We start from the raw sequence: 22,864 nt of genomic DNA, 5'->3' as shown, positions 1-22,864 counted from the left end.
GAAAATATAAGAATACTTGGCTAATGGTAAGGGGGGATCCCATTGCGCTGCAACGGATTCAAAGAGTTTTTTTACTTTCACTAATATGTAGTAATAGATATACCAAGTTACGGAATAATGAAAGCGCTTAATTGAATACATCGCATAATAAATTATCAAATTACTTATTAGAAGGAGGAAGAGTTATGTCACGATATAAATTAGGTGTTGATATTGGCGGGACTTTTACAGATTTGGTTGTATATGATCAAAAAGAGGGCGTTTTTCATACTCATAAAACACTAACGACACCACATAATTTGGCGGAAGGTGTTATGCAATGTATAGATAAATACGTGAAGGACTTTGACGAAATTGAATACTTTGTTCATGGAACGACTTCCGGATTAAATGCCTTTTTAGAAAGAAAGGGAGCAAGGGTTGCACTGCTAGTTACGGAAGGATTTCGTGATATATACGAGATAGGTAGAGCGAATCGGATAGAAATGTACAATATTCAATATAGTAAGCCTGCCCCATTGTTAGAAAGGGAACATACTTACGAAATAAAAGAAAGAATGTCTTTTCAAGGGGAAGTACAAACCCAACTTGATAGAGAGAATGTTAAAGAAATTGTCAACGAACTGAAAAATGGTGAGTATGATGCTGTAGCTGTTTGTTTTTTACATTCATACAAGAATCCTCAGCATGAACAGGATATTAGGGATGCGATTGAAAAAGAATTAGAGATTCCAGTCTCACTTTCAAGTGACATCGCCCGTGAATGGCGAGAGTATGAGCGGGTAAGTACGACGATTATCAATGCATATATCGCTCCTATCGTGAATAAATATCTGAATATTCTAGAATTAGAGATGATGGAGAAAGGTTTTGACAAAGATATTTATATCATGCAATCCAATGGTGGGGTTATGACGTCGAAAGTAGCAAAACAATTACCGTTGCAAACGTTAATGTCTGGTCCTGTTGGTGGGACAATCGGTGGCGTGAATTTAACCAAATTGACAGGTGAAAAAAATCTAATCTGTGTGGATATGGGGGGGACAAGCTTTGACGTCAGTATGACAATTGATGGGGAACCAGATGTGACGGCGGAAACCATCATGGAAGGATTCCCAATTCTTTCACCTATGGTTAATATTCATACAGTTGGAGCTGGCGGTGGATCAATCGCCTATCTTGAGGGAGGCGGATTAAGGGTTGGACCTAAAAGTGCAGGGTCATATCCGGGTCCTGCTTGTTATGGTAATGGAGGAACGAAGCCAACTGTTACAGATGCAAACCTTGTACTAGGCAGAATAGATGCAAATAATTTCCTAGGAGGTGACTTAGTGCTTGATGAAGAAGCAGCCTATCAAGCAGTAAAATCCGTAGCGGACCAAATTGGTCTATCCGTTGAAGAAACAGCAGAGGGCATATGTGATATAGCAAATGCGAAGATGGCGGATGCAATCCGTAATTTAACTGTAAAAAGAGGAATTGACCCACGAGAATTTACAATCGTAGCATTTGGCGGGGCGGGTCCTATGCATGCTGTATTGATTGCTGATTTACTTGATGTTGGGAAGGTCTTAATACCTGATACTTCCGGAACATTTTCAGCGTGGGGGATGCTTCAGACAGATATCCGTTTCGATACTGTAAGAAACTATGTTACTGTACTTAACGATGTAAAGAAAAATGAAATGCAATCTCTTTATAATGAAATGGAAGAAGAGAGCATTACGATGTTGAATCAGCAACATATCCCAACGGATCAAATTCGATTTCAAAAAAGCGTAGATATCCGATACGTTGGCCAAGAATATACAGTGAATATTGTAAACGAGTCTGATGACTTAGCTGAATTAGAAGAGAGATTTCATACAACTCATTTTGATATTTATGGTCACAATAATCCCAATGGTATTACTGAAATCGTGAATATTCGAACTACCGCTTTAGGAGATTTAGAGAAAATTGGGATAACGAAAATCGATAGTAACTCGAAGGAGTTAATCGAGCCGGATCATACACGGGAAATTGTCTGGGCTGGTTCGGTGCAAAAAACTGGTGTATACGCTACTACCGATTTGACATCAGGTAATCATTTTGAGGGACCGGCAATTATTGAAGATAAGAATTCAACAATTGTTGTTCCACCTAGTTTTTCGATTAGTGTTGATGGAAATCGTAACATTGCAATTTCTAAAATTACTATAAAAGAGGTGGAACTTGTATGAAAGTAGTAGAACAGGTTTTCTTGGAAAATCCAATTACCACGGAAATTGTTAGGAATGCGCTCATTTCTGCAGCGGATGAAATGAATGCAAGTTTGGCGAGAAGTGCCTTTTCTCCAATTATTTACGAGATGAAAGATTGTAGTGTCTGTTTGTTTAATCAAGACGTTGAATTGCTTGGACAATCTGCGGGATTACCGATATTTCTAGGGAATCTTGATGAGTGTATTAATGTGACGACAAAACTGATTGGTGGAAAGCAAAACTATCGGGATGGCGATCTCTATATTTTGAATGACTCATATATAGGTGGAACCCATTTGAATGATGTTACTACGTTTTCTCCTATTTTTTACTCAGGAGAATTAGTTGGATTTACGGCTACAAGGGCACACTGGCTTGATATTGGATCGAAAGACCCTGGGTATCCGATGGATGCAACGAATATCTATCAAGAAGGCATTCGGATTCCACCCACAAAGATTCATGACAAGGGTAAACCGATTGTAGATGTTATTCGTTTGATTACTGTAAACAATAGGTTTACCGATGCAGCTTTAGGAGATTTGAATGCACAGATTGCAGCTTGTAGAACTGGTGAGAAGCGCTATAAGGAGTTGATTGAGCGTTTTGGGCTCGAGAGAATTAATAATTGTATTCATGATATTTTCAAACAATCCGAGGAGCTAGATAGCGAGGTGGTTCGCAACATTCCTGATGGTACTTATGAGGCTGAGGGGTATCTTGATAACGACGGGGTAAAGGATGAGCCGATTCTCGTAAAGGTCAAAGTAGTCGTCAAAGGGGAAAATATTTTAATTGATTTAACCGGCTCAAGCAAGCAAAGAATGGGACAGACAAATTGTGGATATGCACAAGCGATTTCGGCTTGCCGGGTTGCGTTTAAAGACTTAATCAGTCCGAACTCCCCCGTTACGGGCGGAAATTTTAAAACTTTAGAAGTAATTGCCCCGGAGGGAACCATTTTTCATGCAATCGAACCTGCTCCGTGTGGTTGGTATTTTACCCCACTTGGTTTGCTTATTGATTTGATTATACAGGCACTTTCTCCAGTTATGAAAGAGAAGGCAGCCGCTGCACACTATGGAGACTCAATGGTAGTCACTTTTGCGGGAGAAAAGGGGCAGGACAATAAACCTTATTTGAGTGTGGAAGCAACAGCTGGTGGTTGGGGAGCATTCAACAATGGTGATGGGCCGTCTGCTCTCATAAACCATGTTAGCGGTGATTTTAAAAACCTGCCGATTGAAGTATTTGAATCTAAATATCCACTTCGAATTAATCAGTATGCATTACGAGAGAATTCCGGTGGAAAAGGAGAGTTCTGTGGTGGGCTAGGAGTGGTCAGAGAATATGAGGTTTTAAATGAAGATACACAAGTTTCATTATGGTTTGAGCGGTCATTAACTCCTGCATGGGGATTGTTCGGAGGAGAGGATGGCAAAAAACCTGATGTTGAAATCATTTCAGGTGATCAAAGCGAGCATCTACTAAAAGTAAATGGAAGAAAAGTATTGAAGGGCGATAAAGTTATTGTTCGAACGGGTGGTGGTGGCGGATTCGGTGATCCATCTGTGAGGAGAGTAGTGGATATTAATAGGGATATTCGAAATGGATACGTGAATGCTTAAAGGCTAGGGTTTGGTTGAAATGCAAGTCATGAAGGGGAGAATTCATTATGGTTTGCGAATTCTCTTTCTTCATGAGTTTCGATATCTGAATATTATGATTAATCGGATTGCGAAGGGGCTACTTATAATAATGAAGAAAATTAAAATTATGTTTGGGCAAGGTGATGAATTAATTGCCGTGCTCAATGAAAAAGAAGCACCGACTACAGCCTCCTTGGTATGGGATTCATTACCGTATGAAAGTGAAGTTACTCAATCTAGATGGTCCGGAAGAGAAGTAAACTTTAAAGCAAAGTTACATAGCCTACCCCCGAGGGAAAACCAAACAATTTATACAAGTATCGGAGAGGTATGCTACTGGAGAGATTGGAGGTTGGAGGAAGGTGGAAAGCCTGGTCATGTAATAGCGATCTATTACGGTGCTGAGACAACTAGAAGTCATATGGGCGAAGAGCCAGTAAATGTATTTGGTCAGGTGGAAAATACTCAGTTTGAAGAAATGAAGAAAATTGGGGAGCGCATTTGGTTAGGCGGTTTAGAAAAAATTAGGATTGAACGAGTCCATTAGAAAAAACAAATAAACTAACTATAGGAGTGGAAAAAATGAGTTTTTTAGATAAGGATTCCGCAATGCAAAGAGTTCCAGAATCTGAAAGACAGCATTGGATCATACCCGCTACGATTTTTGGAGGCCTAGAATTTTCAGTTCCTGTTATTATGATAGGCGCAGTACTTGCTGGAAGTTTTGGCATTTCAAAAGTGTTATTAATCCTTTTGGTTGGGTTAGTAATTATTCAATGGATAGGGAACGCTCTCCAAGGGTATATTGGTGCGAAAACGGGACTTTCCTCATCAGTTATTGCTAGAACGAGCTTTGGTTCTGTACAAGCTCGTTTTATTATAGGCCTTGCTTTGGTGATTCTTAACGTAGGTTGGTTTGCCGTGAATACGGCCGTTGCTGGAAATGCTCTTGCAGCAGTTCTCAATGTTGACTATAAAGAGAGTTGGGCAATTTGGGCACTCTTAACAATAATTGCAGGTCTTCTATTCGCTTTACCGGCTGTAATTGGATATAACTCAATGAAATGGACCGATTATTTAGCAGTTCCATCAGGATTATTGCTAATTATTGCGGCAGTATTTTATTCGTTAAAAGGAGCAGGGTGGGAAACAATTTCTTCATGGAATCCAGAACCAACTATGACATTTTGGGGTGGAGTCGGCCTGATTCTCGGGGCAAACGTAGCCCAGTGGCTAATTGCTTCGGATTATACGAGGTATTCAAAACCAACAATTAAAGATCAAGCACTGATACCGCTAGGGATTATCGTTATTGGTTTTGTATTCTTTCTTACAGGAGCTGTAATGTCAGTAGGCGTAGGAAATGCCGACATTGTCGCGGTGATGCAAAATCTAGGATTTCCATTTTGGGGCTTCTTGATATTGTGGTTAGCTCTCTGGACAAGTCAATTGGTGGCTAGTTATTCTACGGGTTTAGCTGCTGCAAATATGTTTAATATGCAATCAGGTAAAGAGAGAGCTTGGTTAACGATTATTGGATCTCTATTGGGTATAGTTTTAGCGTTGATGGGAATTTTAACTTTTTTCATGGATTTCTTAATCCTGTTAGGTGTGGTTTATCCAGCTATTGCAGGTATTATGTTTGCAGATTTCTTTTTCATCCGTAAAAAACAATGGGAGGATAAAGAGGGATGGAACTGGATAGCTACAATAGCAATGCTTTTAGGTGGGTTCGTAGGATATTTAACTCAATATCAAATACCGATAGGCATTCCAGCGGTACAATCGTTACTGGCTTCTATAATCATCTATTTGGTCGGAATGAAGTTGAAAGCGATAATTGCTCCTGATCAGTTCACTGAAACAGCTAACGCACATGCTAAAAATGCACATATATCGACGGTGACTAACATGGGGGAAAATCAATGAAATTAAGTGATTATATAAATTGAACTTATGATTTTTAGCTGATTTTTAGCTGATTTTTAGCGAAGGTGCCTTACATGCGGTGGCCGAAGCCGTGAGACTGGCAGTGGTTTTCTACCTGACTTATGGCGGGAGGCATCCGTAAGCGCTGAGCGTTGTTAGGAATGTTATTTTGTTTAATATATCGTTATACTAGGGTTTGCTGAAGGAGCGCTACTTCCAGTAGTAAGAAACATCGATTTTTCATTAATGCTTTAATGAAAACTAATCTGATTATCAATACTCTATGGTTAATCTTAATGATAAACAAACGGCTTATTGGGTGAAAGATATTTGAATCAGTAGGCCTTGCGATTGCGGATATCGTCGTAGCGAAATATTTGTATGAGAAGGTTGTGGCTACTAAAGCTGGCGTTCAGGTGGAATTGTAAGTGTAAGCCAATAGGAAAGAGCGGTATCCCCAAGTGGTTTACCGCTCTTTTACTTTGCATTCTTATAGAGACTCTTCAATTCACGTCTGTTGATTGGCTAAAAATAACTAAACTATACATTGGCACTCTGTACACATTTACTTTCGGATGCTTTGGCTCGAGCAATTTCTATACGATTATCGGGGTGTTTCTATGTTTAGGGATGTGACTTCGTCACATCCCTAAACACGTTTCTCAATAATCGTATCGCGATTGCTCATCCGTGGCACTCCAAAATCTCAAGTAAATAAAGTGCAAATACTTTGTGGGAAGAAAGAATAGCTGACTCATTACGTAGAGTGGCGGCCAATGATACAATTTTGACCGCTGAAGCCTTTGTAATGGTCTTTCCTGCTGTTATTGTAGGAAGCTTCACTCTTTAATAGATTTTCTATATTAAGAAGTCTAAGCCTTGCTACAAGTAAAGAAGGGATGCGCTGTTCAATGTACAAGAGTGCCCGAAATTGTATCTTCGGGCACTTACAATCCTTATAGAAAGCCATCGATTCTTTTCTTTCCAAGCAACCGTATTTTTCACTGATCGATTGGAGGGACGTGACAGGTACTGTTTCGCAATAGCATTATGAAAACGAGTATGTCTAGAAATGACACAGTCATTTTTAGACATACTCGCTCTTCGAACAGGAGGAATTGCATTTGATACCTCCCCTAAAGCTGTCATGAATCATGACCGAGAATGGACCAGAAATCGTTCAGTGAAAATACAAAGCATCTCCCATCAACTTGGCTCATTGTAATCAGTCATCCAACAAAATACACAATATGTATAACGAATAGAGCGCCTGCCAATGCAAAGAAATTGAACTTAATGATTTCATATGTAAAAATATTCACGGTTTCAGAAGGTAATCGCCTATTACTTGCATATTGTTGTCCTAAGATTTGCTGGAAACTATGCATGATGCCATCAAAAAACTTTCCTTTTACAATAAATAAGTATAAAAACAACACCATATTTAAAATAGTTATATAAAACATGGCATTGATCCATTTCGTTAATCCAACGCCTTCGTTTAATGTGAAAAATAATAAAATGATGAGTACACAGTTACAGACGAATATAATCCACTTTTTGTGCATGACTTATTCTCCCTTCATTGAAGAAAAAGTGCCCTCTTACAAGGGCACTTTAATCCATTTATTTGTTCTCAATATAGGCATAACGATAATCATATGTTGGGCCATAGTTTCTTGGGATTAAATCTTTAACGTATGTCTTTTGCACATATGAACGTGCATTTTGGAAAATAGGTACGAGGGAAGCATTTTCAAATAAAACCTTCTCTGCATCTTGTAATACTGCCCATCGTGCTGCTGGGTCATTACCTAGTGTATTTGCTTTTTCAATCATGCCGTCATATTCGGGACTAGAGAAACCTGTACGGTTAAAAGGTCCATCCGTAATCCAAATATCTAAATAGGTAATTGGATCAAGGAAATCAGGCAGCCATCCCCAATAAGAAATATCATATTTTTGCTCGCCTTCTAATTTCAAGTGTTGGCCGTATGGTTGCTTGTCTAGGTTAATAGTTAACCCTGGTAAGTTACCTTCCAACTGCGCTTGCAAGTACGTAACGATTTTTTCGTTCGTGTCGCTTTCCCCAAACATAATATCGATACTCACTTCTGTCTTTCCAATCTCTTCCAATCCCTTTTTCCAAAGCTCTTGTGCTTCTTCGACAGTTTTGTCGTTGATCTGTGGATATTTATCTCGGAAATCAGCACCGTTTTCATCGAAAGCCCATTCGCTTGGTACAACATAACGCGCAGGTTTTGCACCATTCTTTAACAATGAGTCAATCATTTTTTCGCGATCAAAAGCGTTGTAGATAGCACTGCGAATATTTTGGTTTGCCAGAGCTTCATGCTGATTATTGAGACGCATAAACTTCATGTCGGACATTAATTCGCCTGTAATTAGCTCTTCACTGTCTTTAAATTGTGTAATGAATTGAGCATTTACCTCTGCTAAATCAAGCTGTCCTGTTTTGTATAGGTTTACACGCGTTGCGGCATCTTGTACCAATTTATACTGAACTGTGTCCAACTTGACATCTTCTGCATTCCAGTATGTTTCGTTTTTCTCGAAAGTCCATCCATCGCCCATTTTCCATTCCGCCAATTTGAACGGTCCGTTGAATAATAATTGTTCTACATTTGTTGCATACTGATCGCCTGCCTTTTCAACAAATGCTTCGTTTAAAGGGTAAAATGGCGGGAAAGTCATTAAACTAACAAAATAAGGTGTCGGTTTTTCCAATGTAACTTCAACTGTTTTTTCGTCCAAAGCTTTAATCCCTAATTCATCTACTTTTCCATGCAAATCGCTATCCGGATTCAGAATGTTCGCTGCGTTTAAAATGGAAGCAGACTCAAAAATGAAGGAATACTCAGAAGCCGTATCTGGATTCACTGCTCGTTTCCATGAGTATACGAAATCATCTGCTGTAACAGGTTCGTCGTTTGACCATTTCGCATCATCACGAATGGTAAATGTGTACACTGTTAAATCATCATTTGTTGTTGGTTCTTCAGAAGCTAAGTCTGGTATAAAGTTCCCATCTTTATCAAATGTCATAAAACCTGCTCCGATTTGATAAAGTGCGTCAAATGAAGGTGCGTCTGAAGCGTGGTGAATATCGAGTGAAGTGAAATCAGCAGTTCCCGATAAATTTAACGTCTGCTCTGTTGTTCCTCCACTGTCTTTATTCCCATCTGGTTTTGCATCTCCATTTTCTTTTTCTTTACCACCGTCGTCACTACAAGCTGCTAATAGTAGTGTAAAAGCTAGCACGAGTATAAAGAAATAATTTCTCTTACGAGCATTCATCATAACCCCTCCTTAATATAAGTACCTACATTTATAGGATATATGCAACTTACATGCCATAATTTCAGACAATTCCTAATTCGTAGGAACTAATGACGGTTTTAAGGGAATGAAGAAATTTGGAGCGAATATGCGCCGGACAAATTACTAACACAATAGTGTCAAAAAAGAAAGAATATTATCTATTAAGTCAATTATTTTTACAGTACTGTCGAAATATTAGACAGATATTCCATCGTTAATGGTCATATTATTGGCATGAAAATTGCAACTAATTTGATAATGGTGCTGAGTAGATTTGTAGAAAAGAGGAGATGTGTGATGCGAATTATTAAAAGTTATTTGTTTCAGCGTGTATTTTATATGTTCGTCACGTTTTTTTTAGTCATGGCGATTACATTTGTCACGATGAAATTACTACCGGGCTCCCCGTTTAAAAACCAGGATAAGTTAACGGCACAACAATTGGAAATGTTGCAAGAACATTATCGATTAAATGATCCTATTTCCGTGCAATTTTATCATTATGTACTTGATTTCTTTAAGGGCGATTTAGGGATGTCTTTCCAGTTTAAGAATCAAGGCGTAACGGATATTATCATTGATCGGATGCAGCCATCTTTTATTTTGGGGATGGAGGCATTGTTTATCGGTATTATTGTTGGTTTGCTGTTAGGGATTTTTTCCGGTATTAAACATCATACATTTTGGGATTACGGGACGACAGTCATATCAGTAATTGGTATTTCTGTTCCGTCTTTTGTCTTTGCAGGATTTATGCAATATTTTTTCGCTGTGAAATTAGAATGGCTACCAGTGGCGTATTGGGGTGATTGGAAGCATCATGTACTGCCTGCCTTAGCGCTTTCTTTTGTCGTCATATCGACAATCGCACGATACATACGGATGGAAATGTTGGAAGTGTTGAATCAAGACTACATTAAAACGGCAAGGGCAAAAGGGCTATCCAAAGGTACGATTATTGTGAAGCATGCGCTGAAAAATACGCTCATACCTGTTATTACAATGTTAGGGCCTTTGACGATTGCTATTTTAACAGGTTCTCTAGTCATTGAAAAAATCTTTTCGATTCCTGGCATTGGAGAGCAGTTTGTCGTATCCATTACAACGAACGATTACCCGATGATTATGGGCTTAACACTTCTTTATTCTGCATTATTCATTGCCATTGTTTTCATCGTAGACCTTTTATACGGTGTCGTCGATCCGCGGATTAAGTTAGGGGGAGAAAAATGACTATACAGAAAGAGGCACCTAAAAAGGCACATGAAAATCTCTTTGGGCATGTAAACTACCATGACGAGATACATGAGGATATTCATGCGGACAAAAAAGTAGATGGTTATTGGAAAAAAGCAGCTAAAACGTTATTGAAAAATAAATGGGCGATGTTTAGCCTGATTAGTATTTTGTTTCTTGTGGTGATGTCTTTAGTCGGCCCCGCGATGACTAGTTACACATATAAAGATCAAGACGTGACGCGCGCATTTTTGCCGCCTAAAATTCCGGCGCTTGCCGACATTCATTGGTTGCCATTCGATGGCTATGCCGATGGGGTGGATCAATATGAATTGATGGGTGTGGAAGAAGCTTTTTGGTTTGGTACGGATCAATTTGGACGTGACCAATGGACAAGGGTTTGGTATGGTACACGAATTTCTTTGCTCATTGCTTTTATTGCGTCCATCATTGATGTGTGTGTCGGTGTAACGTATGGAGGGATTTCGGGTTATTTCGGGGGACGAACCGATAATATTATGCAGCGTATTATTGAGGTGCTCGTTGGAATACCGAATCTCGTTATTATTATTCTAGCAATTATTGTTTTGAAACCAGGGTTGCTGTCTATTATTATAGCCATTGTTTTGACCGGGTGGGTCAGTATGGCGAGGGTGATTAGGGGGCAGGTATTGAAGCTAAGAAATATGGAGTATGTACTAGCTTCCAAAACATTAGGGTTATCAAATTCTACGATATTAATAAAAGATATTTTACCAAATTCGATGGCTCAAATTATTATTACAACGATGTTTACCATTCCAGGCGCTATTTTTTTTGAAGCCTTTTTAAGTTTTATTGGGCTCGGTTTACCAGCTCCAATGGCCTCACTTGGTACAGTTATTAATGATGGATTTGAGTCACTTCAAATCTACCCGTACTTAGTACTGTTTCCAAGCTTAATCATTAGTTTATTACTCGTTAATTTTAATTTGCTTGGTGATGGATTACGCGATGCGCTCGATCCGAAAATGAAACAATAAAGGAGACGATAGAGTGGAAAAGGATGTTCTGTTAAGTGTACAACAGTTAGTCGTCTCATTTCTAACAGATGGCGCAGAGGTTCAAGCAGTTCGTAATGTAGAATTCGATCTACGGGAAAAAGAGACACTAGCGATTGTTGGGGAATCCGGATCAGGTAAAAGCGTAACGGCGCAGGCGATTATGAAACTAATTCCCCAACCGCCAGGACGCATTAAGGAAGGAACGATTCTTTACAAAGGTGAAGATTTATTGGAAAAAACGGAAAAGCAATTGAATACGATTCGTGGAAAAGAGATTAGTATGATCTTTCAGGATCCGATGAGCTCTTTAAATCCAACGCTGAAAATTGGTAGGCAAATTGCAGAATCGATTATGAAACATGAGCAAGTGAGCAAAGAGGAAGCCTATAATCGGGCAAAAGAATTGCTCCATTTAGTCGGTATTCCCAATCCAGAAAAGCGCATTCAGCAATATCCGCATGAGTTTTCGGGTGGGATGCGCCAACGTGTGATGATTGCAATCGCTTTAGCATGTAATCCTAAAATTTTAATTGCAGATGAGCCGACTACTGCTTTAGACGTAACGATTCAAGCACAAATTATGAGTTTGTTAAAAGACTTACAAGAGAAGTTGAATATGGCTATTATTATTATTACACATGATTTGGGTATTGTTGCCAATATGGCACACCGAGTTGCCGTGATGTACGGTGGGAAAGTAGTTGAGGCGGGGACGGTTGATGAGATTTTTTATCAACCTAAACACCCATACACATGGGGATTATTATCATCGGTTCCACGACTGGATCGGGAGGGGGAGCGACTCATTGCGATTGAAGGGACTCCGCAAAATATGGCCAACCCACCAAAAGGATGTCCGTTTGCACCGAGGTGCCCGTATGTTATGCGTATTTGTGTACATGAGCACCCTGAAGTCGTCGCAACAACCGAAACATTGAAAACGGCTTGTTGGTTACTTGATGAGCGCTCTCCAGTCGTTGAAATTCCTGAAACCGCGAGAATTGAGGGATAATATGCAAACAGATAGAAAAAAGTTGCTTGAAGTCAAGCAGTTAAAAAAGCATTTTCAGCTAAATACCAGCACAACCTTGAAGGCTGTTGATGGTTTGACGTTCGATATTTATAAAGGTGAAATTTTAGGGTTAGTTGGAGAGTCCGGATGTGGCAAATCGACAACGGGGAGAACGATTATTCAGTTGTACGATCCGACAGAAGGAGAAGTTATCTTTAATGGGAAAAATGTAAATAAAAAACAAAGTAAAAAAGAGTTATTAGAGTTTAGAAGAAAGGTACAAATGATTTTTCAGGATCCCTATGCTTCTTTAAACCCAAGAATGAGTGTTAGAGAGACTATTAGTGCCGGGCTAGTGGCACATAAGCTCGTACCTAAAAAGGAATTGAATGCGTATATTGAGCAGTTGCTTGAAACGGTAGGTTTGAACGCAGAGCATGCAAATCGCTATCCGCATGAATTTAGTGGAGGACAACGACAACGGATTGGGATTGCTAGAGCCATTTCGTTAAATCCTGAATTTATTATTGCGGATGAGCCAATATCTGCATTGGATGTATCGATTCAAGCGCAAATTGTTAACTTGCTGAAAGATCTCCAACTATCACATGATTTGACGATTTTATTCATTGCGCATGATTTAGCGATGGTTAAACATATTAGTGACCGCATCGGTGTGATGTATTTAGGGCATATGGTGGAATTAGCAACAGCGACAGATTTGTATGAAAATCCACTTCATCCGTATACAGAAGCTTTGTTGTCGGCTATCCCGATGCCTAACCCTAAAACAGAACGAAGCCGTGAACGCATTATTTTACAAGGTGATGTGCCAAGTCCGATATCTCCACCAAGTGGTTGTCCTTTCCGTACGCGATGTGCAAAGGCATTTGCAACTTGCTCGGAAGTGAAGCCGGAGTGGAAAGAAGTACGGGATAATCATTGGGTTGCTTGCCATTTATACAATGAAAAGAACTGAGAAATGAAGGCTTAAGGAGTTGACGCTCCCGCCTACGATAAGAAAGAGCGATAAACCCAAGTGGTTTATCGCTCTTTCTTATTAACTATGAACTGCGCTTTTCGTAGTATTCAGATGCTGCTCCCAATATGTTTGGAGTTTTTGCTTTCCGGCTTGCACGGAAGGATGGAATTGAATGTAAGCATTTGCGCGTGTTTCTTGAATGTTTTGTATCGCGGCTTGAATATGTTGTTCTTGAATTTGGCCGCCTCGGTTTTGGGCAATCGATAGCCCTGCTGTGATGCCTTGGCTAATGGCTACTTTTGCACCTTCGATTCCCGTAATATTTCCCGCAACGTATAATCCTTCTACTGCAGTTTCCATGCGCTCGTTATGAAGGGGAACGTAACCGCCTAATTCTTCGATATGGTAGAACGGACAGCCTGCGACTGCGGCTAGTTCGGCTAGTGGATATAGGCCGCCTGCGATGCATACGAAGTCTGCACTAATTTTTTCTTCAGTTCCGGGAATGACTTCACCTGTTGGTGTAATCGTCGCGATGGTAACCCCTTCGACTTGTTGTTCGCCGTAAATCTCAATGACGGCTTTGCGTAGCATGATTGGGATATCCCACATTTTGACGCCGTTTTTAGGGAAGAACGTGATGCCCATTTTTTTCATGAAATCATTTGTCATCAGTTTACTACCGAGTTTGACGAAGGCGGAAGGTGCCATGTGGGAGACGTGCAAGAGTGAATTCATGACGTCCATTGGATTACCTGATTCCTCTGTCACTTTGCTCATTTTCGGTAATGTGATGCAAGCGACATCGATTCCAGCGATTTTCAGTTCCATGGCAATCGCAGAAGACAGCACGTTTACACCGATAATGACGCCTTTGTCACCGGGTTTGACACGGTGAACATTTGTCATGACTTGGGCTGCACCGACAGACATAACCCCTGGTAGTGTCCAACCAGGTACGGGTACAGGTGCTTCTGCTGCACCAGTTGCAAGTAATAAGTGGGATGTGTAGTACGTTTTGGACTCTGTATAAATCACCCATTCGTCATCAATCTTCTCGATATTAGATACAGGCGTTTGAAGTTGAATTTGAACACCGAGTTTCAATGCGCGTTCATATAAACTTTTTGATTCTTTAATGCCATTCCACCAATTGCCGTTCGGCTCTTCATAGAGTTGGCCTAATAATCTTCCACCCGCAATCATATACTCGTCGAGTACAAGAACTTCTATTCCGTGCTCTGCCATACTAATGGCGGCGGATAAACCCGCGGGACCTGCACCGATTACGATAACCTTATGCATTTTGTGACCTCCAATCGCGAACAGATGTCAATAGTTTCTCGCCGCTTGTAACAACCATGCCTTCTTGAACGGGTGTTAAACAAGCTCTTGCGCCTTGTTGTCCATTGACCGTCACACGGCATTCGAAGCAATGACCAATATTGCAATAAATACCGCGTGGCGTACCGCTTTCTTCATGCAGGCGTAGCGTGCGAACACCGTTTGCTAACAGTGCTGCGGCTAATGATTCGTTCGGCAGCCCCTGGTATTCTTTATCGTTAAAAGTGAAGGAAACCATTGCTGTTTCATCAATTGCATCGAGTACAGGATGCGTTAGAATTCTTCCCGTCATTTTTCTGCACCTCCTAAATTACCAAAACTAATGGGACGAATAGGTGGTTGGTATTTCAATGTGATTTGCGTAACATCTTTGTCTATCTTCGCTTGTGCGATGCTATCGACCGCTGTACGACAGGTTCTGCCACCGCAATAGCCCATACCGGCGCGCGTTCGGAGCTTTAGTTCCCTTGCTGTACAGTTATATTGTTCAACCGTTTCAACTAATTCGCCATAAGTTACTTCCTCACATCTACAAATAATCATATTATTTTCCGTCAATTGAATCACCCCATCATCAAACTAGTTACTATATGCATAGTGAATACATATGCAAGAAGAGTGCCAATAATTTAAAAGTCACAATTTAATCCCTAATTTGTTCATGCGGTTATAGAGAGTTGCTCTTGTGATGTCTAGATTTTTGGCGCATAGCAACTTGTTGCCGTTCGCCCGGGCTAGTTCTCTTAAAATAATATCTTTTTCATATTCTTGTAATTGCTCACTAAGTGATAAATGCTCATGGCCAACTGGCTGGAACGGTTGAATGCTCTGTGTTGTAGTTATAGCTTGTGGAGTTTCTTCCATTTCAGTAGGAAGATCTTCGATATTAATCTCCCCATTATCGGAAAATACGACGAGCCGTTCAACGACATTTTTGAGCTCTCGAATATTCCCTGGCCATGAATGTTGTAGTAAAGCTTGCATGACAGCTTGCGAAATGCCATGGATTGGGCGGTTGTATTTAACGGACACTTCATATAGGAAGTAATGGGTTAATTCAATAATATCTTCAAGTCGTTCGCGAAGGGGCGGCACTTTAAAATTCACGACATTTAAACGATAATACAGGTCTTCTCTAAACTTGCCTTCTTTGACAAGTTCCTTTAAATCACGGTTCGTGGCCGCAACAACTCTGAAATCGACTTCCAATTCCTTTGTGCCACCAACGGGGTAAAACTTCTTTTCTTGTAGTAGGCGCAGGATCTTTACTTGCATTTCTAAAGGCATTTCACCGATTTCATCTAAAAATAGGGTGCCACCTCTAGCTAATTCAACTTTTCCTTTTTTCCCTTTTTGGTCGGCCCCAGAGAATGCCCCCTTTTCATACCCAAAGATTTCACTTTCGAATAAGCCGCTTGGAATCGCCCCGCAGTTAATGGCGACAAAGGGTGCATCGTCAGCTTCGCGCAAATTATGAATCGCTTTCGCAAATAGCTCTTTCCCGACGCCGCTTTCCCCATAGATTAAGACTGCAGCGTTTGTTGTTGCAGCCTTTTTGACGATTTCTAATGTTTGTTTTAATGCGAAGCTATTGCCTCTTATAGAGGGGAAAGGGCTAACAGAAGGTAAGGATTTTCGCACTTCTTCTTCAAGGTTAAAGAGTTTTTCAGAAGTCATATAGAGCTCGTTATTTAAGCGTATTTGACTCGTAATATCGGTTTCAGATACAACGGCACCGATGATTTCATCATGCAAGTAGACGGGATTTGAATTGATCATCACGACGAGATCATTGCGGGCGTGATGCTGGTGGTGATAGACGGACGTCCCATTTTGCATGGAATTCAAGATTTCTAAACGCTCGGAACTGAAGAAATCTGTAATCGGTTTGCCGACGATATCCGCTTCTGCGACAGAGAAGATTTTTTCAGCACCCTTTGTCCAATGTAAAACATTCGCATCCTTATCGATGACTGTGCAGGATTCGTCAATCGTTTGCAAAATGGTATGCAAATAAGCTTGTGTACGCTCAAACTCTTTGGATAGATTTTTCGCCACGATTTCATAGGTGACAAAGCCGATATAGTCATTTGCTTCATTGGTAATGAGGGCGGGGATATCCGGTTGAATCTTGCTCAGTGCTTCATCTAATGGGCGGTTATATACAATCGTAGGGCATGCCGCATAGTGGGCTTTTCGAGTGTTGTCATCGATGTAGGCGTAATGCATTTGGCCATCGAGCGAAAGAAATACTTTTTTTGGTCCTTCTTTTTCGATTAGCAAAGCTAATGTGGTTGAATTTTTTTCAAAATCTATGACGATAAATTCTTTGTCTACGAGTTTCTCAAGTAGATGATGTGAAAATTTCATATAATTAGCCACCTTAACTGTCAAATATTTTTGAACTGTATAATTATCTTTACATAAATAAATTGAAAATTCAATGGGTATTAATAGTTTTGATTGTTTTTAAATGTTGGCACGCAACTTGCAATAGGTATTTAGTGAATAAGCGAGCGAGAGGAGGAGTATTGTGGGGAACACTCAACATCGGGATGTTGTTGTTATCGGTGGTGGCATTATCGGTGCGGCAATTGCCTATTATGGATCGAAGGCGGGTCTGGACATTACTGTCCTTGAGAAAAACGAATTAGCAAGTGGTACCTCCTCCAGATGTGATGGAAATATCCTTGCGATTGATAAAGACCCGGGATTTGACAGCCAAATGTCATTAAAAAGCCAACAGCTCGTTCATGAGTTGGATAAGGATCTCGAAGTTTCATTTGAATATCGTAACCCAGGCAGTATCTTAGTTTGTGAGAGCGATGCTGAAATGGAAGCGGCGAATCAATGGGTCAATCGGCAACAGCAAGCAGGACTAGATTTTAAAATGTTGGATCGCGAAGACTTACGCAATGAGTCGAAGTATTTTGCAGATGACTTATATGGTGGGTTGGAGTGTAAAACTGATTCGACTGTCAATCCATACATATTGACGTATTCCATGTTTCATAGTGCTGAAAAACAAGGGGCTAAAATTCATACGAATACTGAAGTGAAGAATATGCGTAGAAATGGTTCAGGTCAATTTATCATTGAAACGAATAATGGAACCTATACAGCGAATCAAGTTGTCAACGCAGGTGGAGTGTGGGCACCAAGATTAGGTGAGATGCTCGATTTAGAAATTCCGATTATCCCAAGAAAAGGGCAAATCATTGTCGCTTCGAGGCAACAACCGGTCGGCTTGCGTAAAGTAATGGAGTTTGGGTATCTGATTTCCAAATTTGGTGGTGAGCGTATAGTCGATCCAATTACGGAGAAATACGGTGTCGCGCTAGTGTTTGAGCCGACGGAAGCGCAAAATTTCTTGATTGGCAGTAGCCGTCAATTTTCTGGATTTGATACGCGCGTCGATCATGAGGTGACGAAAGCCATTGCGAGACGTGCGGTACGCTTTTATCCGAAAATCGCGGATATGACGGTCATCCGAACATATGCCGGGTTACGACCGTGGACGGAGGATCATTTGCCAATTATCTCTCGTGTCGATCATATCCCAGGGTATTTCATAGCTGCGGGACATGAAGGGGATGGCATTAGCTTGGCCGCGGTGACAGGTAAGTTAATTGAAGAAATGATTACTGAAAAAGAGACGTGTATTCCGATTGAGCCGTTGCGGGTTACCCGTTTCAAAGAAAAGGTGATGAGCTAATGAATTATCAACGATTATTCACAACGATTGATACGCATACGGGCGGTAATCCGACGCGGACCGTTATTAGTGGGCTTCCTCCTTTGAAAGGCAATACGATGTCCGAGAAAATGTTGTATATGGAAGAGCATTATGACTGGATTCGCAACTTCCTTATGAATGAACCGCGTGGGCATGGCGTTATGTCAGGTGCTTTAATGACAGATCCTTGTCATCCAGATGCAGATGTTGGTGTCATTTATGTGGAAACTGGTGGCTATTTGCCGATGTGCGGACATGATACGATCGGTTTTTGTACGGCGCTTGTAGAAGCAGGCTTAATCGAAGTGCATGAGCCTTTGACGAATATTAAAGTGGATACACCAGCGGGGCTCATCGACGTAGACGTTAAAGTTGTCGATGGCAAAGCGGTAGAAGTCACATTTGTCAACGTCCCTTCCTTTTTGTTGAAGTCCATCGAGATTGATGTAGAAGGCATTGGTCATGTGGAATGTGACATTGCGTATGGGGGTAATTTCTATGGCATCATTGATGCACGAAAACTCGGTCTTTCACTGACGGAGGACAATGCGACGAACATTATTAATAAAGGCATTGACATTCGCAACGCCATTAACGCTGTAGAAGAAATCGTGCATCCAGAGTTTCCGTTCATTAATGGATTGACACATATCGAATTTTTCACAGACCCGGTCCATCCAGATGCGGATTTGAAAAATACGGTCATTGTACCGCCAGGAGGCATCGATCGTTCGCCATGTGGCACAGGTACTTCCGCGAAATTGGCAACGCTTTACAAGAAAAAAGAGCTCGGCTTGGATGAGCGCTTTGTCTATGAAAGCATTGTCGGTACGTTATTTAAAGCGCGTGTAGTCGAAGAAACAACTGTGATGGATTTGGAAGCAGTGATTCCAGAAGTAACAGGCTCCGCTTGGATTATGGGCATGCATCGCTTCTTCTACAATGAAAAGGATCCACTGCGGGAAGGATTTTTACTCATTCCACCAATGGAACATGAACCAGCGAAAGAAGGTGTCTAAGTGAACTTTGAAAAAATGTATAACACCATCGATACACATGTAGGTGGTGAAGCGTTTCGCATCGTTACACAATCTCCTATCGCATTTTTAGGGAGTGATGTTCATGCGAATCACGACGAATTGCAACGCAACTTTACGAATGAAAAGCATCTATTGTTGAATGAACCGCGGGGCCATCGTGGCATGCATGGTTGTGTAGTAGTCCCATCAAGTAATGCCAATCTTCGGTTATTGTTTTTCAATCACGAAGCAGTGATGAATTTCAAATATGAAGGTTTGCTAGCGACGGTTACGGCATTAATTGAAACCGGGAATTTGACAAGAACTGCGGATGATCGTTATCAAGTGGAAACGGTGAAGGGGATTTACACGGTCAAGGCCACTGTAAAGCAACAAGAAGTAGTGGCTGTTGCCATTGAAAGTGAAGCTTGTTCCGTTGTAAATACCAATCCGGAATATGTAACGGTGCAAGTAGACAATGCTCGAAATTACTTGCTGTATACATTGCCTGAGTCTATTCCAGGCATTGAACTTGAACACTTGGCAGTATTAAACAATTGGGGAATTGCCAAGACGGCAGAACTGACGAAAGAGAACGTCGAGTATGCGGGAGTCGTTCTTGTGGAATCGGGCGCATCGTCAGGGCATAAAGTTCGCTCTGTCACATTTGAACAGGATGGCTATATCCTTCGGTCACCTGGTGTAGATAGTACGTTTGCAATTCTGACGTCTCTGTTGAATACATCAGAGGGACCTAGTGAAATCGAGAATGATAGCATTTTCGGCAGTTCGTTGACAGCGAAGGTACTTGTAGAAGGTGCGAGTCGATTTTCGCTGGAAACAGAAGCATTTGTCACGGGGTCACATGAGTTCATCTTTGACCAAGATGATCCATTGAAAGACGGCTTTTTGTTAGCGTAAGGCATTTGGTTGGGAGATGGCCACGGAAAATAGATAGGGGGGAATTGTATGGAGCCGGAAAAAAGATTACCTAATTTGGCGGAAACGTTATTTGTGTTAATCGGTTTTGGGTTGATTATGGTGTTGTTTATCATCAAATTCGACATTTCGATTCACTTGGCGTTGTTGACAACATGGTTTCTAATCCTAATCGTTGGCTTGAAAATCGGTTACAGCTATATGGATATGCAGAAAGGGCTTTTGAACGGAATCAATGATGGGCTGGAAGCGGTACTTGTGCTATTGTCCGTTGGGGCATTGATTGGAACATGGATTGCGGGGGGCGTTGTGCCGTCTATCATTTACTATGGGCTTGCGATTATTGAACCGAATATCTTTTTAATGGCCGCATTTATCATTTGTACCGTGACGTCTATTGCAACGGGAACTTCTTTTGGATCAGCAGGAACGGCGGGAATCGCTATGATGGCCATTGGAGCGAGCTTTGGCTTCCCATTACCGCTCGTTGCGGGTGCAGTTATTTCAGGTTGTTACGTTGGGGATAAATTATCACCGTTATCCGACACAACGGTAATGACCGCTTCCCTTGCGAAAGTGGACTTGATTGATCATATTAAATCGATGTTGCGTGTCAGTGGGCCTGCTTGGGTCATTGCAGCAGTGCTGTTCTTGATTGCAGGATTTTTCTACGGTGGCAATGGAGATTTAAGTGCTGCAACGTCAACGATGGCTTCTTTGAAGGAATACTTCAGCATTAGCTGGTATATGTTAGTGCCGGCAGTTATCGTTATCGCTTTGCTGGCGTTTAAAATGCCGTCTATTCCAGTTATTTTGTTTGGGGCCTTTTTGGGGACCATTTGGGCTTTCTTATTCCAAGGGGCAACGTTTTTGGAAGCGTTTAATATTATGTACGCAGGAAATTCCATCGAGTCAGGCGTTGCGTTTATCGATAACCTGTTAAATCGTGGTGGGATTGTGTTCATGCTCGACGTGATTGCATTGATTATCTTTGCGCTTGGAGTAGGCGGATTGATGGAGAAAATCGGTGTGTTAAAGGCGATTGGCAACTACTTGGCGACTTGGGCGCACAATGCAGGACGCACAACAGTGTCTACCATTCTTGCAGGTTTTCTCGGGAACTTGTTTGGTGGCGCATATGTGTCGATTATTACGGCTAGTAAAATTACAGGAGAAAACTATGATCGTTTGAACATTGATCGTCGTGTGCTATCCAGAAATACCGAAGCGGGTGGAACGGTCACCACGCCAATGGTTCCTTGGTCAGATGGTGGTGTGTTCATGGCGGCGGCGCTAGGCGTATCGACAATGAGCTATTTGCCGTTCCTGTGGTTTAACTTCTTAGTTATCATCATTTCAATTATCTATGGCTATACGAATAAATTCATTTGGTATACGAAACCGCAGGAAACTGTAGCGGAAAAGAACAAGGTAAAAACACCAGATTTAGAACTATCATAAAAAACAACATACACTTAGGAGGAATTTATTATGGTAAAACTTGAAGGGGTATTCCCAGTACTAGTCACACCAATGCTTAACGAACAGGAAATCGATTGGGATGGCTTTAAAAATAATATCGAGCATTTCATCAATGAAGGCGTTGCGGGAATCGCGATTAACGGTAGTACAGGTGAGTTCGTCAGCTTGACGAAGGAAGAGCGTTTCAAAGCAGTTGAAGTAGCGGTTGCGCAAGTCAACGGACGGATTCCACTCGTTGTCGGAACGGCAGCTGAAACAACGGCGGATGCGATTGAATACACACAACAGGCTGAAAAAGCTGGAGCGGATGCTTCATTACTTATCAACTCGTACTACGCACATCCGAAAGAGGATGAAATCTATGAACACTTCAAAGCCGTTGCGGAATCCGTAAAATTCCCAATCATGATTTACAACAACCCATTCACATCGGGTGTTGACATTAGCACAGAAACGATTTTACGCGTTGGACGTGACGTGGAAAACATTACACATATTAAAGAATCAAGCGGCGGTATCGGCAAAGCGCGCGACATCGCAAGACAAGGCGCAGGCTTCCTTGAAGTATTCTGTGGTTCTGAGGACTTGGCAATCGAATCCCTTCTTGTTGGGGCGACAGGCTGGATTTCTGTATCTGGAAACATTGCGCCACGCCTTGTAACAGATATGTATAACCATGTTCAAAAAGGTGAAATGGACGAAGCGTGGGCATTGTACGATCGACTCCTTCCACTATGTGAGTTCCTTGAGGGCTCTGGAAAATACGTTCAAATTGCGAAAAGATCAATGGAGCTACAAGGCCTAGCAGGCGGACCGTGCCGTCGTCCAAGACTACCATTGACTGAAGAAGAAGATGCGAAACTCAAAGAATTAATGCATAGCCTAGAAGCAATCAAAAACTGAGGGAG

General features: G+C 41.2%; 19 protein-coding genes. 13 read left to right on the top strand and 6 right to left on the bottom strand.

Annotated features, from left to right (window positions below):
• The first annotated feature begins 185 nt into the window (after nt 1-185).
• The 4 genes from MKY34_RS02145 (at nt 186) to MKY34_RS02130 (ending at nt 5,821) form a co-directional block, all read left to right on the top strand.
• Nucleotides 186-2,222, top strand: coding sequence for a hydantoinase/oxoprolinase family protein (locus MKY34_RS02145; protein ID WP_342513618.1), 2,037 nt, complete (start codon nt 186-188; stop codon nt 2,220-2,222).
• Entirely contained in the window at nt 2,219-3,871 is a 1,653-nt protein-coding gene (locus MKY34_RS02140) for a hydantoinase B/oxoprolinase family protein (RefSeq protein WP_342513617.1), read from the top strand. Before MKY34_RS02145 ends, MKY34_RS02140 begins: the two co-directional genes overlap by 4 nt.
• 130 nt (nt 3,872-4,001) lie before the next feature.
• Nucleotides 4,002-4,439: a DUF3830 family protein gene (locus tag MKY34_RS02135; protein ID WP_342513616.1), complete on the top strand. Its 438-nt coding sequence runs from the start codon at nt 4,002-4,004 to the stop codon at nt 4,437-4,439.
• A gap of 35 nt (nt 4,440-4,474) precedes the next feature.
• Entirely contained in the window at nt 4,475-5,821 is a 1,347-nt protein-coding gene (locus tag MKY34_RS02130; RefSeq protein ID WP_342513615.1) for a cytosine permease, read from the top strand.
• Between the two features lie 1,229 nt (nt 5,822-7,050).
• On the opposite strand, the gene MKY34_RS02125 is transcribed toward MKY34_RS02130, so the two are convergent.
• Nucleotides 7,051-7,389, bottom strand: a complete 339-nt coding sequence (locus tag MKY34_RS02125; RefSeq protein WP_342513614.1) for a hypothetical protein — start codon at nt 7,387-7,389, stop codon at nt 7,051-7,053.
• 58 nt (nt 7,390-7,447) lie between these two features.
• Nucleotides 7,448-9,139: a peptide ABC transporter substrate-binding protein gene (locus MKY34_RS02120; RefSeq protein ID WP_342513613.1), complete on the bottom strand. Its 1,692-nt coding sequence runs from the start codon at nt 9,137-9,139 to the stop codon at nt 7,448-7,450.
• 321 nt (nt 9,140-9,460) lie between these two features.
• Here MKY34_RS02120 and MKY34_RS02115 point away from each other — a divergent pair, with 321 nt between their 5' ends.
• From MKY34_RS02115 to MKY34_RS02100, 4 genes are read left to right on the top strand one after another with little or no spacing between them, the layout of a single operon-like run.
• A complete protein-coding gene (locus MKY34_RS02115) occupies nt 9,461-10,396 on the top strand; it encodes an ABC transporter permease (RefSeq protein WP_342513612.1) in 936 nt (311 codons plus the stop codon).
• Nucleotides 10,393-11,421, top strand: a complete 1,029-nt coding sequence (gene opp3C, locus MKY34_RS02110) for an oligopeptide ABC transporter permease (protein WP_342513611.1) — start codon at nt 10,393-10,395, stop codon at nt 11,419-11,421. The genes MKY34_RS02115 and opp3C overlap by 4 nt, the downstream gene beginning before the upstream one ends.
• 13 nt (nt 11,422-11,434) lie before the next feature.
• Entirely contained in the window at nt 11,435-12,454 is a 1,020-nt protein-coding gene (locus tag MKY34_RS02105) for an ABC transporter ATP-binding protein (RefSeq protein WP_342513610.1), read from the top strand.
• Nucleotide 12,455: 1 nt separating this feature from the next.
• Nucleotides 12,456-13,433, top strand: coding sequence for an oligopeptide/dipeptide ABC transporter ATP-binding protein (locus MKY34_RS02100; RefSeq protein WP_342513609.1), 978 nt, complete (start codon nt 12,456-12,458; stop codon nt 13,431-13,433).
• Nucleotides 13,434-13,514: 81 nt separating this feature from the next.
• Here the strand turns inward: MKY34_RS02100 and MKY34_RS02095 are convergent, their stop codons facing one another.
• From MKY34_RS02095 to MKY34_RS02080, 4 genes are all read right to left on the bottom strand, one after another.
• Nucleotides 13,515-14,741 (bottom strand): FAD-dependent oxidoreductase, encoded by a 1,227-nt coding sequence (locus MKY34_RS02095; protein WP_342513608.1) that lies wholly within the window; start codon nt 14,739-14,741, stop codon nt 13,515-13,517.
• Nucleotides 14,734-15,072: a (2Fe-2S)-binding protein gene (locus tag MKY34_RS02090; protein WP_342513607.1), complete on the bottom strand. Its 339-nt coding sequence runs from the start codon at nt 15,070-15,072 to the stop codon at nt 14,734-14,736. Before MKY34_RS02090 ends, MKY34_RS02095 begins: the two co-directional genes overlap by 8 nt.
• Nucleotides 15,069-15,323: a (2Fe-2S)-binding protein gene (locus tag MKY34_RS02085; RefSeq protein WP_342515166.1), complete on the bottom strand. Its 255-nt coding sequence runs from the start codon at nt 15,321-15,323 to the stop codon at nt 15,069-15,071. The genes MKY34_RS02090 and MKY34_RS02085 overlap by 4 nt, the downstream gene beginning before the upstream one ends.
• A gap of 93 nt (nt 15,324-15,416) precedes the next feature.
• Nucleotides 15,417-17,150 (bottom strand): sigma 54-interacting transcriptional regulator, encoded by a 1,734-nt coding sequence (locus MKY34_RS02080; RefSeq protein ID WP_342513606.1) that lies wholly within the window; start codon nt 17,148-17,150, stop codon nt 15,417-15,419.
• A gap of 163 nt (nt 17,151-17,313) precedes the next feature.
• On the opposite strand from MKY34_RS02080, the gene MKY34_RS02075 reads away from it, so the two are divergent.
• From MKY34_RS02075 to dapA, 5 genes are read left to right on the top strand one after another with little or no spacing between them, the layout of a single operon-like run.
• Nucleotides 17,314-18,495 carry an FAD-dependent oxidoreductase gene (locus MKY34_RS02075; protein WP_342513605.1) on the top strand — a complete coding sequence of 394 codons (1,182 nt, stop codon included), beginning with the start codon at nt 17,314-17,316 and terminating at the stop codon, nt 18,493-18,495.
• Nucleotides 18,495-19,535, top strand: coding sequence for a proline racemase family protein (locus MKY34_RS02070; RefSeq protein WP_342513604.1), 1,041 nt, complete (start codon nt 18,495-18,497; stop codon nt 19,533-19,535). The genes MKY34_RS02075 and MKY34_RS02070 overlap by 1 nt, the downstream gene beginning before the upstream one ends.
• Complete coding sequence (locus MKY34_RS02065) at nt 19,536-20,456, top strand: proline racemase family protein (RefSeq protein ID WP_342513603.1); 921 nt, start codon at nt 19,536-19,538, stop codon at nt 20,454-20,456. It abuts the gene before it with no gap.
• Nucleotides 20,457-20,504: 48 nt separating this feature from the next.
• Nucleotides 20,505-21,935: a Na+/H+ antiporter NhaC gene (gene nhaC / locus MKY34_RS02060; RefSeq protein WP_342513602.1), complete on the top strand. Its 1,431-nt coding sequence runs from the start codon at nt 20,505-20,507 to the stop codon at nt 21,933-21,935.
• A gap of 30 nt (nt 21,936-21,965) precedes the next feature.
• On the top strand, nt 21,966-22,859 hold the full coding sequence (dapA, locus tag MKY34_RS02055; protein WP_342513601.1) for a 4-hydroxy-tetrahydrodipicolinate synthase: 894 nt from the start codon (nt 21,966-21,968) through the stop codon (nt 22,857-22,859).
• Nucleotides 22,860-22,864 lie beyond the last annotated feature (5 nt).

Origin of the sequence: Sporosarcina sp. FSL K6-1522, from assembly GCF_038622445.1 — a bacterium.
Classification (GTDB): domain Bacteria; phylum Bacillota; class Bacilli; order Bacillales_A; family Planococcaceae; genus Sporosarcina.
The sequence above is the reverse complement of the archived record's forward strand: the minus strand, read 5'-3'. Positions and strand labels throughout refer to the sequence as shown.